At 37.2% G+C, this 16,844-nt stretch carries 18 protein-coding genes and 1 riboswitch; of the genes, 3 read left to right on the top strand and 15 right to left on the bottom strand.

Annotated elements, in window-relative coordinates; all coding sequences use genetic code 11:
* The 10 genes from LIZ98_RS06000 to LIZ98_RS05955 form a co-directional block, all read right to left on the bottom strand.
* Positions 1-480: an ECF transporter S component gene (locus LIZ98_RS06000; RefSeq protein WP_034772209.1), complete on the bottom strand. Its 480-nt coding sequence runs from the start codon at positions 478-480 to the stop codon at positions 1-3.
* Entirely contained in the window at positions 477-1,064 is a 588-nt protein-coding gene (locus tag LIZ98_RS05995) for a cob(I)yrinic acid a,c-diamide adenosyltransferase (protein WP_227139184.1), read from the bottom strand. Before LIZ98_RS05995 ends, LIZ98_RS06000 begins: the two co-directional genes overlap by 4 nt.
* 16 nt (positions 1,065-1,080) lie before the next feature.
* On the bottom strand, positions 1,081-1,506 hold the full coding sequence (locus LIZ98_RS05990; RefSeq protein WP_034772211.1) for a bifunctional adenosylcobinamide kinase/adenosylcobinamide-phosphate guanylyltransferase: 426 nt from the start codon (positions 1,504-1,506) through the stop codon (positions 1,081-1,083).
* Positions 1,507-1,611: 105 nt separating this feature from the next.
* Complete coding sequence (cobS, locus tag LIZ98_RS05985; RefSeq protein WP_227139183.1) at positions 1,612-2,403, bottom strand: adenosylcobinamide-GDP ribazoletransferase; 792 nt, start codon at positions 2,401-2,403, stop codon at positions 1,612-1,614.
* Positions 2,404-2,469: 66 nt separating this feature from the next.
* Positions 2,470-3,054, bottom strand: coding sequence for a bifunctional adenosylcobinamide kinase/adenosylcobinamide-phosphate guanylyltransferase (locus LIZ98_RS05980; RefSeq protein ID WP_041848342.1), 585 nt, complete (start codon positions 3,052-3,054; stop codon positions 2,470-2,472).
* Entirely contained in the window at positions 3,024-4,109 is a 1,086-nt protein-coding gene (cobD, locus tag LIZ98_RS05975) for a threonine-phosphate decarboxylase CobD (RefSeq protein WP_227139182.1), read from the bottom strand. The genes LIZ98_RS05980 and cobD overlap by 31 nt, the downstream gene beginning before the upstream one ends.
* On the bottom strand, positions 4,066-5,049 hold the full coding sequence (cbiB, locus tag LIZ98_RS05970; protein ID WP_034772219.1) for an adenosylcobinamide-phosphate synthase CbiB: 984 nt from the start codon (positions 5,047-5,049) through the stop codon (positions 4,066-4,068). Before cbiB ends, cobD begins: the two co-directional genes overlap by 44 nt.
* Positions 5,046-6,524, bottom strand: coding sequence for an adenosylcobinamide amidohydrolase (locus LIZ98_RS05965; protein WP_227139181.1), 1,479 nt, complete (start codon positions 6,522-6,524; stop codon positions 5,046-5,048). Before LIZ98_RS05965 ends, cbiB begins: the two co-directional genes overlap by 4 nt.
* On the bottom strand, positions 6,521-7,579 hold the full coding sequence (locus tag LIZ98_RS05960) for a FecCD family ABC transporter permease (protein WP_034772223.1): 1,059 nt from the start codon (positions 7,577-7,579) through the stop codon (positions 6,521-6,523). The genes LIZ98_RS05965 and LIZ98_RS05960 overlap by 4 nt, the downstream gene beginning before the upstream one ends.
* The gene (locus tag LIZ98_RS05955; protein ID WP_227139180.1) at positions 7,545-8,510 is read right to left on the bottom strand and encodes an ABC transporter substrate-binding protein; all 966 of its coding nucleotides are present in this window, start codon (positions 8,508-8,510) and stop codon (positions 7,545-7,547) included. The genes LIZ98_RS05960 and LIZ98_RS05955 overlap by 35 nt, the downstream gene beginning before the upstream one ends.
* A gap of 155 nt (positions 8,511-8,665) precedes the next feature.
* A riboswitch (cobalamin riboswitch) is annotated at positions 8,666-8,850 on the bottom strand.
* 231 nt (positions 8,851-9,081) lie between these two features.
* Here LIZ98_RS05955 and LIZ98_RS05950 point away from each other — a divergent pair.
* The gene (locus tag LIZ98_RS05950; protein WP_255602052.1) at positions 9,082-9,363 is read left to right on the top strand and encodes a GNAT family N-acetyltransferase; all 282 of its coding nucleotides are present in this window, start codon (positions 9,082-9,084) and stop codon (positions 9,361-9,363) included.
* Between the two features lie 105 nt (positions 9,364-9,468).
* Positions 9,469-10,419: a DMT family transporter gene (locus tag LIZ98_RS05945; protein WP_227139178.1), complete on the top strand. Its 951-nt coding sequence runs from the start codon at positions 9,469-9,471 to the stop codon at positions 10,417-10,419.
* Positions 10,420-10,941: 522 nt separating this feature from the next.
* Here the strand turns inward: LIZ98_RS05945 and LIZ98_RS05940 are convergent.
* From LIZ98_RS05940 to LIZ98_RS05930, 4 genes are all read right to left on the bottom strand, one after another.
* The gene (locus LIZ98_RS05940) at positions 10,942-11,505 is read right to left on the bottom strand and encodes a hypothetical protein (protein ID WP_041846845.1); all 564 of its coding nucleotides are present in this window, start codon (positions 11,503-11,505) and stop codon (positions 10,942-10,944) included.
* Between the two features lie 1,117 nt (positions 11,506-12,622).
* Complete coding sequence (locus LIZ98_RS17940) at positions 12,623-12,751, bottom strand: hypothetical protein (protein WP_255602051.1); 129 nt, start codon at positions 12,749-12,751, stop codon at positions 12,623-12,625.
* A 4-nt stretch (positions 12,752-12,755) separates the two neighbouring features.
* Positions 12,756-14,018 carry a helix-turn-helix domain-containing protein gene (locus LIZ98_RS05935; RefSeq protein WP_041846843.1) on the bottom strand — a complete coding sequence of 421 codons (1,263 nt, stop codon included), beginning with the start codon at positions 14,016-14,018 and terminating at the stop codon, positions 12,756-12,758.
* Positions 14,019-14,765: 747 nt separating this feature from the next.
* A complete protein-coding gene (locus tag LIZ98_RS05930) occupies positions 14,766-15,113 on the bottom strand; it encodes a hypothetical protein (RefSeq protein ID WP_041846842.1) in 348 nt (115 codons plus the stop codon).
* Between the two features lie 231 nt (positions 15,114-15,344).
* Between LIZ98_RS05930 and LIZ98_RS05925 the strand changes: the two genes are divergently transcribed.
* Positions 15,345-15,947: an MFS transporter gene (locus LIZ98_RS05925; RefSeq protein ID WP_227139177.1), complete on the top strand. Its 603-nt coding sequence runs from the start codon at positions 15,345-15,347 to the stop codon at positions 15,945-15,947.
* On the opposite strand, the gene LIZ98_RS05920 is transcribed toward LIZ98_RS05925, so the two are convergent.
* Positions 15,885-16,694 carry a helix-turn-helix domain-containing protein gene (locus tag LIZ98_RS05920; protein ID WP_227139176.1) on the bottom strand — a complete coding sequence of 270 codons (810 nt, stop codon included), beginning with the start codon at positions 16,692-16,694 and terminating at the stop codon, positions 15,885-15,887. The two genes, LIZ98_RS05925 and LIZ98_RS05920, sit on opposite strands and share 63 nt — an antisense overlap.
* Between the last annotated feature and the right edge of the window lie 150 nt (positions 16,695-16,844).

The raw sequence follows: 16,844 nt of genomic DNA, 5'->3' as shown, positions 1-16,844 counted from the left end.
TTATACATGCAATCGTTTTGCAAAATACGTTGATAAACTTGGTGTCAGAAGTATGGCTAAGATTGTATTTAATAGGGAACCGATACACAATGACGGAATCATCCCGACGTAAAATCCGGTGCCAATGATAAAAAGGAATGGGAGGCTGGCTAAAAAAGTATTTCCCACAACAAATAACACACCGCCCAACACCCGTTTTCCCTTTTGATAAAAATAACCAAATACCCAAACAAGAACAGCCATTTCAACAGCGATTAACACATGAAACGGACCCAGTGGCATCCCGCCAATCAATGCCGATAACAGATGACCAAAAAAAGCAATACATCCCCCGGCACGCCCGCCTAAAACGACTGCCCCGATAAGCGCGGGAACCATATCCAATGCAACACTGGCAATGACGGCCGGAATTTTGATGGAAGCACCGACAACAGCCAATGCTAAAAAGATACCGAACAAACTGATTTTCTTCGCATTCATTCCGTCTGCTCCTTCCTCTTTCCATTTCGAAAAACACGGCCACTCCGAACATATTCAACATCATTTACTTCGAGCCGAAAATTGACTAATCTTGCGGCTACGAAAAAATAATCAGACAATCGATTTAAAAATTTCAATGGGTAAGGTGTTATTACTGAGTGTTCCTTCATTAATTTGACGACGAATCTTTCTGCTCTTCTTGTCACCGTCCGGGCAATATGTAATGTTGCTGCTGCACTCGTTCCTCCGGGCAAAATAAACCGTTCAATTTCAGGCAATTCTTCATTGATTTGATCAATCCGGTTTTCTAAATAGATTATCGCTTCTTCGGTTAATTTCGGTTCCCGTTTCTTTGTTACATTTGCCAAATCCCCACCACAATCAAATAACTCATGTTGAATTTTTTCCAAATCTTCCAGTAGATCCTGAAATAAAACCGGATCCAGTTCTGTCATTGCTTTGCCGACAAAACAATTCGCCTCATCAACCGTTCCGTAAGCTTCCACCCGAATATTATCTTTATCTACTCGACCGCCAATGATACTGGTTTGTCCTTGATCCCCCGTACGTGTATAAATTCGCACTTCACCCATCTCCTCTTTATTTGATTTGGATATTTATGCCATACCAAATGACATCAACCCGGTCACAAATTTTTGCCGTATCTTGAAAAATTCTTCCTGTGACATCCCGCCATAGTCGTTCTTCATGACTTGCCGGAACAATCCCTTTTGAAATATCGGAACCAATGAGAATCATCGTTTGATCCCCATCTAAGCAGCTCCATTCCGTTAATTTACCCAGCCATTTTTCCCGAACAGCTTTTTCATCACAAGCAATGAGCCAGTCCTTAACATATTGCTCAATTCCGCTCACAATCCAATATTCAGTTGCAGGCAGGAGGGAATCCGGTATCTGTTCGCCGGCATAACCGGAAACCCAAGTACTATTTTGATCATTGATAGGATAAGTTTTCCTTACCCAATTCGATTTTCCGTTAAAAGCACCACCCGTAACAAAGTGCATTGGTCCTCCCTCCTATATCAATCACGTTCTGTGAAATGATTTTATCGCCACTATTCCAATCGCAAACTTCCTTTAAGTTGGGAAATTCCACTTTAACTAACGGCTTCAGGCCATACCAACATAGGGTAACAACCACAGGATCAGCCATAATAACGTTTCCCCTCCTTCAACAGCTGCCCCCAGTACGTCACCGGTTATCCCGCCAAACCAGCGGATTATCTTCTTTCTTGCAATCAGTATGAATAAACTCGACCCTATTATGAATGAAGCCAGTCCCCAAAAGGATTCAGGCCAAATGAACATAATCATTCCGAGCAATACAATAAGATAAACGGGATACCGCCAAAGAGTCCCTTTTGATGCAGCCTGTTGAAACATGGCCCCAAGACCATCCGCTTTTGCTGATTTGACTTTAATCAACAAGACGCCCATCATTATTTTTCCAAAAAATGGTATCAACAAAATAAGCGGGTAAATCCATGATGACATCCGGGAAATCGTTTCATAGATAAATAGAAACCGAGCACTTAATAAGACAAGCACTGAGAGAACGCCAAAAGCACCGATTCGTGAATCTTTCATAATCTCTAATCGTTTTTCCGGGTTACGAAACGAGAAATAACCGTCACTGACATCCATCCAGCCATCAAGATGCAAACCACCGGTCACAATGATCCATGATAACCAGAGAAAAAAAGCTACGGCAACAGTTGATAACGGCGTCCATTCCAGAAGAGCAAATGTAATAAATATATAGATAATCCCTTGTAAAATGCCCAATATCGGGAAAACGCGAATCGCCCGTTCCATATGCTCCCGATCCATCGGTACTTCATAAGGAACCGGAATACTTGTAAAAAATTGGATACACATGATCAGTGCCTTAATCGTCTTCATGGTGGTTCTCCCATGTTAAGACAATGTTTTTCACCTTTTTCCAATCAAGGATGTTCATGACACCCTTCATCTTTCCTCGCCTTCTTTCATAAAAATCGGAATCCCGGCTTCTATAAGAATAGCTTGATATGCATTTGTCACAATTTGCCGGTGCAAAAGACCGAGTATCCTGCTGTAAGCAAGCACAAGTTCATTATTGGCTAACGGTTCATGTAACACTTCATTACTGACAATAATTAATTTATTGACATGGGAACGGATTCTGTCAATTCCATACCACATCTTGTCAAACAACTCATCATGAAATTGAGCATCCTTCCAGTCGTTCGAAGCAAAGAAAAATTCATTGTTAAGCCAAGTCGTCAAACAATCAAGTAAAACAATATCCTCTTGACGAAAATGATAGGCTAAATCACCGACAGATACCGGTTTCTCCCATGCCCGCCAAGGCAAGCCTCCTTTGGTCCGATCCTTTTTGTGACGGTCAATCCTTTTTTCCATTTCTGAATCTGTTGCCTGCATCGTGGCAATATAATGCAGTGTCCCGGTTGGTGATTGTTGCCACCATGTTGCAGCTGTTTTTTCGGCAAAACGGCTTTTTCCGCTCCGAACCCCGCCTGTTATAAAGATGATTGATGAATCGCTCGCCATTTTTCCATCACCTCAAGCAGGATATCGTTCTCTTTTTCACTGCGTATGGCAAAACGCAACCACTTGCCTTCTATTCCCGGGAAATTATATGTATGTCTCGGAACAATTCCCTCCTTTAATAAAAAATGGAAGAAAATAGATTGATCCTTCATGCTTGAATCTCTTAGCAAATAAAAATTGACCGCCGATGGAAGAAAATCAAACCGGTGTTTTCGAAAATTACGAAACAGTCTTTCCCGCTCTTTTCTTACAAATAGTCTTGTTTGTTCAACATAATGTTTTTCATCAAGGCATCGTTCGCCCGCTTTTAAGGCTATCCCGTTCACGCTCCAATGGGATTGCTGATTTTGGAGGGCTTGAACGATTTCCGCATCAGCCATCATATAACCTAATCTTACCCCCGGTATGGCATACATCTTTGTCATTGACCGAATCAAGATCAAATTCGGAAACTGATTTAACAAAGGAACGAGGGGTTGATATGCATCAACAAAATCATAAAAGGCTTCATCAACAATCAAATAACATTTCTTCTCGGAACAGGTCGTCAAAATCTGTTCAATCACTTGTTTTTCAAAATAAATTCCGGTTGGATTATTCGGGTTACAAAGAAATAAAGCATCTTGATCAGTCAGTGCTTCAGATAGGTGAGGCACATCAATTTTTCCGTTATGATCGATAAAAAAATAAGAAATCGAACATTCATTTACTCGGCATGCCTGTTCATATTCCGAAAAGGATGGTTCAATAATCATAACTCGTTTTCCTGTAAGCCATTTTCCAATCAGCGAAATGATTTCCGCTCCACCATTGCCAATGAATACTTGGTCTTTATGAAGCCCTTCCCGTTCAGCAAGCTTTTTTCTTAAAGATGTTGCTTTTGGATCAGGATAGTGAATAACTTCTTGAAAAAAATCATCCCAATCTTCCCGAAGCGACTTCGGTGGACCAAGGGGATTAATATTTGCACTAAAATCATATATCTGTACCGGTTGCCGGATTCCTGCCGCTTTATATAAATAATGCGGATTGGAACCATGTGTTGGCCAGTTCAATGAAAACACCTCCAACCCATAATAGGATTAAAAACGCAAGGGAAGTTCTTTTTAAAATTTTTATCGTTTCAATAATATCGTTACTTGTTAGTGGACGAAGCGGGTTCCCTATGAGCGCACGCCGGGAAACAACACCTTTATATGTATTCCGTCCGCCGAGTTGCACGCCAAGAAGTGCCGCAGCCGCTGCTTCACACCATCCACTATTCGGACTTGGATGGTTTCCGGCATCCCGAAATAAAAGTTGCCATGCTTCTTTCTTACTCCCTTGCAAAGTTTTATTGACCAATATCATAAGCATTCCGGTTAATCGGGCCGGAATCCAATTCATCAGATCATCAAGTTTGGCTGAAGCAAACCCAAACTCATGGTAGCGATCATTTTTATACCCAACCATTGAATCACATGTATTAACAGCACGATAAACAAAAGCAAGCGGGGCACCCCCAACAAAAGCCCAAAACATCGGTGCTGTTACCCCATCACTAGTATTTTCTGCGACCGTTTCCACCGCACCCCGGGTAATTTCACGTTCATCCAACTGATTCGTATCCCGGCCGACAATATAGGAAAGTTTTTTCCGTGCTTCATCCAATTGATGATCTTGTAACGGCCGGTACACTTCTAAAGCCGCATCTTGTAATCCTTTTTGAGCAATTGTTGTTGAGATTAAAACAGCTTCCATCAAAACTCCCGCCACGATATGGATGCGGTAGGCAATAAAGGTAATACAGGATGTAACAAGAAGCACAAGAAATAGAATAAGAACCACCATTGCGAAACCTTTCCATTTCCGGGCCTTACCTCGGTTCCAATGTTTATCCAACAAGGAAATGAGCGAGCCCATCCATTTGACCGGATGCGGCCAGCTAGGTGGATCACCGACGATACGATCAATAATATAAGCGAGTGTGATTGCAGATACATGCTGGATAATCATAGGTCGGGACTCCGTTTTAGGCTTTTTTGGATTGCTTCAAGTGTACACTCATATACACCTTTTCCAATCAACTTTCCGAGGGGGGTAATCGTCCCGGCAAACTCTTGGTATTTTCCCTTTTGTGTCGCGGCAATTAAAATACTGTCGGTTGAGGTCCCGGTCGCAATGGTTCCTGTCTCTTGGTCGGGAATTTGCAATTCAGCCAGCGCCTTTACCTTTGCTTCTGTTGCCGTTATGATGGATTGGATAAATGCCTCTTCAGATAATCTGCCATTGACAATGATCCACGTATTGATTGTTCCCGGTCGATAAACAAAAGGATGTTCGACACTTCTCGATACATCCACTGCATTGCCGACCCCGGCTGTGACAACCACTAGTATGGAAAAGTCCTTGTCGCGGTATTGTTTGTATTGAACATTTTCCATCTTCACCGCCGTCATCATCCCAACCGTATTTGACGGGTCCAAACCTTTTTCAACAACAAAACGTTTTAATTCTTCACGATAGTTTCTTGAATGATATGATTTATCAACATACCGATTGATAAAAGTATTGTACCATCCAATACCAGAGCCAATAACGCCGGAGGACATTGTTTTTAACATCATAGGGGATTGGAGCAAAATGTAGTCATCGAAAACACCGATATGATCCTCCGTTACTTCTTCCGTCCCACCATTTTCTAAAGCATCATCCGGCAGTAAAACCATCAACGGGGCCGGCACTTTAGGATGCTGGTGCATTTCAATTTTCGTTTTAAACACTTGTTGAATCGTATTTTCCGTCAAAACCTCTTTTGGTGTATCGTTTTTGATCACCTTTCCGTCTTCCAAAAGCAATATACGGTCACAATACAGGCCCGCTAAATTAATATCGTGAAAAATCGAAATAATCGTTAATCCTTTTTCCCTCGTCCACTTGTGCAACAAGTCCAATAAATCCTTTTGATAGGATAAATCCAAATGGTTTGTCGGTTCATCCAACAGCAAAATTTCCGGTTCTTGAGCAAGTGCTTGTGCCAAAAAAACCCGCTGTTTTTCTCCGCCAGATAAAAACTCAAGTGATTGCTCTTGAAATTTTTCAATACCGGTCCATTGCATCACTTCCTGAACCACTTCTTCATCTTTTTGACTCCATGTTTGAAATAAGCCTTTTTTATGCGCATATCTGCCAAGTTCGACCGTCTCCTTGACCGTATAAGAAAAAGCCTGTGAAGAATGTTGCGACAGAACAGCAATAACTTGGGCAAGCTCTTTTGCTGAAAATGATTGGATAGATCGGTCCCCTACAAAAATACTTCCTTTTAAAAATGGCAAAACTCCACTGATCATTTTTAATAATGTCGTTTTCCCACTGCCATTTGAACCTAATATCCCGAAAAATTCTCCCTGTTCAACAGTAAATGAAACATCTGTTAAAACAGGTTCGCCACTATACCCGCCGAATAGATTTTCAACCTTTATGGACGTCATCTTTCCCCTCCTTTCCTTTTGTTTCGGATTAAAATGGCAGCAAATACCGGAGCGCCGATTAAAGATGTAATCACACCAATGGGAAGCTCTGTCGGTGAAATGACGGTTCTTGCCGTAAGATCCGCTAATATTAAAAAGGCACTTCCGGTTAACATCGATAATGGTAATAAATGCTTATGATCAGGTCCCCACAGTAATCTTGTTAAATGGGGGATAACTAAACCAACAAAACCAATTGTTCCCGATACCGCAACAGCTGCCCCGGTTAAAATTGAGCCCGCTGTTAATACAAGCATTTTCCGCCTTTTTACATTTACCCCTAAATGCTGCGCCCTCTCTTCACCAAAGGACATCGCATTTAGTTCATTTCCATTCATAAGTAATAGAAACGAGCCGATAAGAAAAAACGGTAAAATAATCTGAATATATTCCCAACCTCTCATCGAAACGCTTCCCATTAGCCAGCTGACAATTTGCCGAAGTTCATCCCCTGTCAAAGCAATCATCAAGGATATAAAAGCACTTAAAAAGGAGCTAAAAATCACACCTGTTAAAATTATCGTTTCAACTTTCATTGAGCGATCAATTCTTTTTGCAAAAATAAGGACAGCAATAATGGTTATTAGGGCAAATAAAATACTTAGAAACGGCAGCGTATATGAACCGATGACAGGGATAGTGATATGCAAAAAGATAGTCAAAACAGCACCAACCGAAGCCCCGGATGAAACACCGAGCGTGTAAGGATCAGCTAACGGGTTTTTTAATAACCCTTGAAAGGCGGCTCCTGCAATGGCCAAGGACGCACCAACCAATCCCGCTAAAACGACACGGGGAAAGCGAATATTCCAAACGATTGTTGTATACATCGGATCGACATTTACATGCGATATATTAAAAAGACGTGATCCGATAATTTTGACAATATCACCAATCGGAACCGTTACAGTACCGATTGAAATACCGATGAGAATGGCAGCAACCAAAAGGATGGATGCTGCCATATACGCAAAAGGTTTCTTATTGGAAAATTTCCGGATAAACTGCTTTTGCAATTTCCTCTACCCCTTCAGCGAGACGTGGACCTGAACGAGTGACCATATCGGAATTAATATCGACTACTTGAGAATTTTTTACAGCATTCACCTGGTCCCAACCTTCTCGACTTAGCACTTGTTCAACTGCCCCTTCCGTATAGGATCCGTAAGTGATTATGATGACATCCGGATTGGCGGCAATGATCGCTTCCGGTTCAATTTTTGGCCATCCCTCTTCGGTCACCACATTTTCTGCATGAACGATTTTCAGCATTTCATCCATGAATGTATTTTTCCCTGCGGCGTAAATATCAGGGGCAGATATTTCTATATATACTTTCTTCTTATCTTGAATTTCCGCTGCCTTTTCACGAATTTTTTCAATTTTCGTCTTCATGTCATCGATAAGTGATTGTGCTTCAGCTTGTTCTCCTGTCGCTTTCCCAATCATTTTAATAGAATCATAGACGTCTTCAAAGTTTTTCGCATCATTCACAACAAGAACGGTTATGCCCGCATCTCGCAACTGTTGTAATCCGGCTTCAGAATTGTGAGCACCTGATGCATGTGCAAGCACTAAATCAGGTTTTAAGGAAATAATCTTTTCCACATTGAAATCCATTGAGCCTATTTTTTCTTTTTCTATTGCTTCTTCGGGATAATTATCAAAATCGGATACGCCGACAATTTCATCACCAAGTCCCAACGCAAAGGCAATCTCTGTATTGCTCGGAATTAAGGAAACAATTCTCTCCGGTTTTTTATCAATGACCACTTCCTGATCGACGGCATCTTTAATCGTAACCGGGAAGGCGGCTGTTGTACTTTCCGCTTGTTCTGTTTTAGTATTATCTCCGTTTTGATTTGCTTTCGATTCATCCTTTGCCCCGCACCCGGCAAGTAATCCGAAAGTAAGCAACAGGATTAGAAATATGTATCTTTTTTTCAAGGTGAATCTCTCCTCTATTTTGATAAACTAACTATCGATAAAATTCGATTGGTTTCGGCTTAAAAATGACCCTCATTAAAAGACAAAAAAACATCCTATCAATTCGAGGATGCAATGAACAAGTAAATTGCACACCTCCCTATCCGCGTAGGTTTTTTGGTGCAAAAGAATAGGCAGGTCTCCTGGCTCATGTTCATCACCCTCTTATGCCGCCTTCCCGTTCCGATGACAGTGGCTTGTATATAAGAGAGCTCCCATTTACAGTGGCGGGACCGCGTTGGATTTTCACCAACTTCCCTATTAAGTCTTTAAAAAAGACACCTAATCCTTATGGATATGAAATTTTTTCTTATGCAAGAATTATAACATGTAGAATTGCTTAGTCCAAGTAAATATGTTATCTATTTTTTAGACCTTTTTTCAGTCTTGCAGTTTTAGCAAAAAATATGGTTTTCGTTTAAAAATTTCTTGTCTATTTTTTAGACTTTTTTTCAGGTCATTCAATAAGTTTTTTGTTATACTAATGAAAACGTATTTATTAAATAAAGTGAGAACTAGGAGGCGGTTTAAGATGGCAGAAATAAAAGCAGGTACCAATCAATTTTACATGGAAGAAGACGGGGAAGTCATTGCAAGAATTGAGTACATTCCTTCCGATCTCGACGGTAAAAAACAAATCACTATTACCCATACGATTGTGAATGAAGGACATAATGGAAAAGGTTTAGGTAAACAGTTGGTAAATCAAGTGGCGGAATATGCAATAGCAAACCAACTGCATATTATCGCTGAATGTTCTTATGCCAAAAGAGTATTGGAAAACAGTGAGGAATATAAAGATTTACTTCTCTAAATTACTCGGGGGCAGTCGTTGTCCTCTTTTTTTATGGAATTATAGAAAAGCGGAAATATTTTTATTATGATAGTGGTATGACTATTTAATGGGCAGGAGTACATTATGAACACGTATTCAAGAAAATTAGGGTTATTGCTAGTCATCCTCGGCGCGGTATTTTGGGGAATCGGCGGCACTGTCTCACAAAAACTGTTTCAACAATTTGGTATCTCGGTCAATTGGCTAGTCACCATCCGATTATTGCTTGCCGGAATTGCATTGTTGACTATCCAATTTTTAAAAAAAGAACGGAGCCAAATCATTCGTGTATGGAAACAGAAACGGTCATCCGTACAATTAATTATCTTCGGGTTGCTCGGTATGTTGGCAGTCCAATATACATATATGGCATCCATCAGCCATGGTAATGCAGCAGTGGCTACACTTTTACAATATTTGGCACCTGTCATGATTATTATTTATACCGTTTTCCGCAGACAGGCAGTTCTCACCGGGCAAGACGTTATCACGGTTTGCTTAGCCCTTATCGGAAGTTTTTTATTATTGACAAACGGTTCGATATCTAAGCTTTCCGTACCGATGCCGGCCATTATTTGGGGCGTTTTATCCGGTGTGGCACTCGCCTTTTATACATTGTATGCCGTCCCGCTTATCAAGCAATTCGGTTCCCTTGTTATCGTTGGTTGGGCCATGATCATCGGCGGTGTTGCTCTCAGTTTTATCCATCCGCCTTGGAGAATACATATAGCAACTTTCAACTTTGAAATCGTAATGTATCTCAGTTTTGTCATACTGTTTGGAACAATGTTAGCCTTCTGGTTTTATATTGAGAGTTTGCAAAGCTTAGAACCAAAGGAAACTAGTTTACTAGGTAGCCTTGAACCATTAGCCGCCGTGTTGACCACCGTCTTCTGGTTGAAAGTACCGTTTGGATTTTTTCAATGGCTCGGTTCTCTGTGCATAATCGGCATGATTTTATTATTAGCATTAGTGAAAAAACCAGTTTTAAAAGAAAACAGCTCAAACTATGATGAAAAAGCATTCCACAATTAATAGTTTGCATCGTGGAGGACTTTTTTCCGTGCATATAATGAAAAGACAAGTGGAGAATGTTGTTGTAGGCGTGAACCAAATCGTTTAACAAGCTAATTTCATAGGTGAACTCTGATGTATTATAGTCCTTAAACAAGGCAGAATCATCGAACGCGGCAACCATGAGAAGCTGATTGAGGAAAAAGGCAAGTACTATCAGCTTTATACCGGGGCGTTTGAGTTGGAATAGAGAAATTTTATGAATTTGACATAAACCATCGGAGATCCAATGGTTTTTTGTCACGCGAGCTATTTGATTCATCTTAACTATTTTCTATCTCACTAGAGTGAACGCTCATTGGCCCCACATCCTCATCACTAGTTACTTGAAAATCACACCAATGATAAAACGACCCTCTACAACTGATAATGTGGAGGGTTTGCTTCACCTTTTATTTGAATATGGAATCTACATATCGGCGCAAATTTATTATACCCTGTACTTCTAAACTATTTTAATACTTATTTCTTAAATTGTATAAATTAATGTTCAGCATTATATTTGTCGATACCTTTTTGACCAGCAGTCAGATGCTTTGTGTGAAAAGCAGCATTATTATATACAGATTTTAGTGTTTTCGCATGATTTCGAGTTGTTCCCATTATTGCAATGGAATTTGCCATTGGTCTCATCACAAATGTAGGCTTAACATTAGTAACAAACCTAAACAAAAGATTTTCATTTATTGAAATTGCTTGATTGTTAACTAACGAGTTAATCCTATCAACAAAATTCTTTAAAAAAATACAATCACTGGCTGATAAGTTTTCTCTATTAGCAATTTTATCAAAGTTGACTTTTAACGTGTTATTCCCAGCAAGTAAAACGAACTCCCTATTTTGAAGTAAAGCTGCATATGCTTCTTCATCAGACTGAATACTATTTATAACCAAATCTTTTGCATAGTTGTAAGTTCTTAGGAAATAAGCATTCAAATCTTCAATTTCACTATTTATAGATTCTGCATCCACCCCTTCAACTTTTCTATTAATAGATTCGTTATTTGATTCTGCAGCAAAAGCAAAGTTAGGAGTAAGAATAGTCAAAGATAAAACTAATATGAAAATTTTGCAAAACTACTTCTAGGACTCATATAATATTTCCCCTTTTTTAGTCATATAAAGGCATAAAAGCATACAAAATAAATAAAGTGTAAAACATAAAAACAATAGAAATGATATATCCTATAAACACAGCATAATTTAAAGGTTTAAATTTTTTTAATATAATACAATTTTTTTGTAAAGAATATAAATGCTATTATACAAGAAATTAATGTGATTAAATTCACAATACCTATAGGATAATATCCTAAATAAACTCGGCTGGTAATATAAATGAAAAATATGGCCAGATAAAAAAAGTCAATTATGCCTAACCAAATAATCCCTTTTTTTACATTCATAGTATTCCCCTTCCTTTATTCGGTTAAAAACAAATTATTAAAAATAATTAAGGTATTTAGCACCCTATACTGATATTATAAACATAGGTTATGAAAAGTAAATTTAACAATTAGTGAGTAAAATGATTCCTAAAATACATCAAATGCTGTCAACTTACACAAACGGAATGAATTTTCGGACCAATAAAAGTTATTAAAGGAATCGTAGTATTACATAATAATTCCTGATGATATGATTGTTTTAGGGAAAACGTAATTCTATACTTTAGCCAGTCTTTAGTTATATGCTTTTTTCCAATATACGTGAAATAATGACTATTAATCTGATTAAATCCTTCAACAGAATGCAAAATCCACTTGATTTACATCTATACTTCACTATTTTCAATCACTTCTAATATCTCATTCGCCCTCAAAAAAACTTTAAACAAATCCGGATTATCGAACTTGCCAAACACGAAAAAGTAATCTAGGAAAAAGGCAAGGATTATCTGCTTAAATCGCACCTTAACAGACAGTAAGTTCCCCTCCTCAAGATTTTCGATTATACAATAAAGATAGTTGGGGAATAAACTGCCAGTAAAGGCCTGATTGGTTCAACATAAAGGACTTCCACTGATGAAAGTTTCACTTTATATACCAGGGGGTATGAACTTAACTAGATCGCGTGTGGCCAAAAAACCATCAAACTTCAGATTGTTCGACGGTTTTCGTAACTTTGGACTAATTATTAATCAAAACGATAAACGATGATTTTCTTATAACTTAACCTCTTCTCCTTTAACGCTCATTGGTCCGATGTCTAAATCATCTGCTACATGAATTCCACCAGACACGAAGAAATTAACTCCCAATAATAGTAATACGATAATTAATAACTTTTTCATTCCCTTATTCCCTCCTGTTTTGATTTGTTTGTAAGGCTAACTTATATAATAAATTAGCTTGTTTATAATGACTATAAGATTCATAAATATTGGCAAACAATTCACTATATCTGACTGTAAGTTTCCAGTCTTTTATCGATAAAAAATAATTGATGCTTGACTTTTGTATATTTATAATGTTATCAATCGTAAGGTTATCATCGGTAATTGTTTCAAATATTTTTAATTGAATCTGATATTTTTCAGACAACCGACTATCTTCCTCTGCCTGCTTCGTCTTCAACCAAAGTCTGGCAGATTCAATATCCCCTTTCAAATAATAAGTTCGAATTAAATTTAACTGGATTTTGCTTTTGTTATCGTCATTTACATATTTTATCGCTTCTAAATAATAATTGATTGCTTCATTGTACTTCCCTTGATATTCATAACAATTGCCCAAGTTATTACTAATTATATATAAATATTTATTCTGATCTTCCTTTGGCAGATAAATGAGGATTCGTTCCGCTAAGCGAAATGTTGCAATGGCATCGTCCCATTTTCTTGAATTATTGTAGCAGGTACCAAGAATAATATGGCATGCCAAGGCTCTTTCCAATAAATACTCGTCTTTAAAAATTTTCAATGCTTTTTCTATGTAAATGAGCGCCTCTTCGTAACAGTAAATATTTTTCAGACTAAGAGAAAAATTATAGTAAAAGATTCCTAATTCAAATCGATTTGCCAAATTTTCGTAACCGACAAGTTGTAATAATTCCACCCCTGCTTCTACAGCTTCAGAAAATTTATTAGTTTTAATATAATATAGTAATAATACATTGGTATATAGGAAAAAGGTTCGGTTATTTGCAACTTTGATAATTTGTTTTAAATTTTTAAGAACTTTACTGACTTCAGTTAAATCATCATGTTCCAAAAGATAACGGCAATAAACGATTTCAAATTTGATTGAAGTACTACCACCGCCTATGATAGATAGACCCTTAAGTTCTTCAATATTTACTTCATACTCTTCTTTATTCAGTAAACTATCATACCATTTTTCAATTTTTTCATCGATGTGCTCAATACTTTCGAATAGCTGATCATAAGCAATGCCTAATCTTTCAAATAGTAATATGTAAATTTCTTCATCGGCAACCACATGATTATTCTCGATTCTACTTAAATAAGAAGGAGTGCAAATTCCGCGGCATAAATCGTCTTGCCTAATATTTTTTTCTATTCGCTTTAATTTTAAAAAACTACCCAAATTATTATTCATATGGATCACCTGAACCTAATTTACCAAAATTTCAAACATGCATATCTCAAAATGATTATATCATATTGTTTCATATAAATTAATTGTGTAAGTTGATAGTTTTTATTGTTATTATTGACAATTCTTACCCGCTAATTGTTAAATTTACTCTTTATAAAATTCCACTTATAATTAATGTAAGGGCTGCTGAATGTTTATACGGGTTTGTTCGTTAGGCGAAGGAATGGCAACGACTAAATTCACTAGAGTATCAGTAATGAATATTAGTCTATCAAACCCATCGATTTTTATATTTCTTCTCTCAATAAAATTAGTCAATTTTCAAATGCATTTCATTTACAGACTTAATTAAAATCCTGTATATAGTGTTCGTTCTATAATCTTAATACTTTATCCAAATTCCATCCAAAAAATAGAATTCTAATACTTCAGCAGCTCTTAACTTTTTTATTTTGTCAGAAGAAAAAGTATCTGCCATATGAACGATTTACACGTAAAAACTGGCAACTATTTCTTTTGCAAGCACCGATAATCCTTCATATGAACATCAAGAGATAATTGTATTAACGGTTCACCAACAATCTATCAGTTTAGACTTCAACCAAATAAGGTTAATCCCCCCTGCTCATATTTATGAAAAGAAACTCTTTCAAGAATAACATGTAATCGATTAAGGTGATCGATATATAATACATCCATACACTCATATGCACAAATTTTTAAAACCGTTAAGTCTCATTTTCCAAACTATTTGTCATCTATTGTTTTTTTCTTATAATAGGAAAAAATTTGGATAGTGAATAATGCTAGTATTATCCAGAAACCGCCCTGAGAAGTAGACAAACCATTTTTTGATTTACCAAAAATTATCGTTAATAAGACTAATAAAATAATTAGGTATCCAGAAAATATTATTTGACTTAATTCATTATGGGAATTGGAACTGCTACTAATGGTAACAAACACACCCAATATTATTAACATTAGCCAATAAAGCCATCCATTAAAATCGAAAAATAAATTTGGGATAAAATCCAGTATTAAAATAATTGTAATTAAAATGATGCTAATGATTTCAAATAATCTTCTTTTCATTTTGTGTTCTCCTTATATATCCTTAGTTTGGTGATCATTCTAATATGACGTACGCCATAGATTTGCTTGTAAACCACACATCCCTTTCAAATAATTAGGAACTTAGGGAAATTATGCCTAATTTTTATTAATTTGTATATTTAACAATTACATTAAATTTTTTGACTTATTTGTTTTTAGAAACCTAACTTTAAAAAAATAAAAGCGGCTTTGTTTGCAATCTTTGAATTTGTGCATTGGGTTCGCAAGCAAGTTACTATAAAAAAATTATTTCTATTTACCTTTATCACAGTCTTTTTTAATACATGGGTATGGGAAGTTGGCATGCTACTGGCTTTATCCAAGATGAGTTCTGCAAGTGAACAACTCTATAGTATTTTACAAGGGTTGTTTGGGGGTATAGTTATTGTTACCAATATCATCATCCTATATTTTATAAAAAAAATGACACTGCGCCATTACTTCATTGGTTCGATTATCTGGGCTACCGGAATTACCTACTATGGTCTCCTTTATGATATTCCGCATTTTTTCATCGGGGCCGCCATTGTTGGTATTGGAATGCCGCTCGCCAGTTTAACACGGGTGTATATTGTTCAATCACTGGTACCGGAAGATAAAATGGGCAGAGCATTTAGCTTTAATGCTGTTTTATTATATTTTTCGAACACCATCTCACTTGCACTTTATGGTATTTTCTCCCTACATGTGTCCATCCAATTTTTAATGTGTGTGAGTGGTATCTTCATGTTGCTTGTCAGCTTGATAGGACTACTTTCTTCTATATATTTTACGAAATTCGGTCGGCGTTTTCCGATACATTTTCATAAATAGACGATTATAGGAAGAAATATTTTTAAACCCGAGTTCTAGTGCAATTGATAAAATGGATTCATCTGTATTGATTAATGAGTGCTGACTTTTAAACAAACGATATAATTGCAGCCAAGAGTATGGAGAAATCCCCTTCTCTTCCTTGAACTGATGGGCAAATTGATATTTATTTAATCCCGAAATGTTGGCCATCTGATCGAGTGACCAATCTTCTGTATAGTTTTCTTTTAGGGCATTGATTACTATATCAATATTTGTTTTCGTTTGAATCGTTGGCAGTTCCTTTTGATGAGATCCTAAGCCAAATTGTAAGAGCAAGATAGTAAGCTGTGCTACACTATTATCCAAAAACAAATCATTCGCCGGTAGTTCTTCGGCTTCTTGTTGAATGAAATTATTATGGATAAAGGACGCCCACTGGCTAATCAGCGGGTGTCTAAATGCCTGTGCAGAAAACTCCGGCTCCGGTTGTTCAATACCTAATTGAACAGCTGCCTCCTTCACTACTTCCGGCTCAATTTCAATAAGAAACTTTTCCTGTGTAACTTTTAGTTGTTTATGTGGTTCATTTGGGTTAAAAAAAAAAAACTCTCCAGCATGAATGGTGAGATCCTCATAATGGGTCTGATATACACTTTTTCCAAAGAATGAAAAAATAAATTTATAACTTGTATCATCTCGCCAATTACGTTCTTCTAAATGATTGCGTCGAAATAAGATTAAACCATTATTATTTGCTACGATCATCATCGATACTTCCAATCACGTTAATTTTATCTAGTACGACTGCCTTAAATTTTCTGTTTCATCTACTACCATAGCTCAATTCAGAAAATGGATTAATCACTTTCCATCCAATTCCTTCAAATAATTTCCTTAGCATCCACAAATGGACTC

This window comes from Caldibacillus sp. 210928-DFI.2.18 (assembly GCF_020554505.1).
GTDB classification, from domain to species: domain Bacteria; phylum Bacillota; class Bacilli; order Bacillales; family Caldibacillaceae; genus Caldifermentibacillus; species Caldifermentibacillus hisashii.
This window is presented reverse-complemented; position numbering and strand designations above follow the sequence as displayed.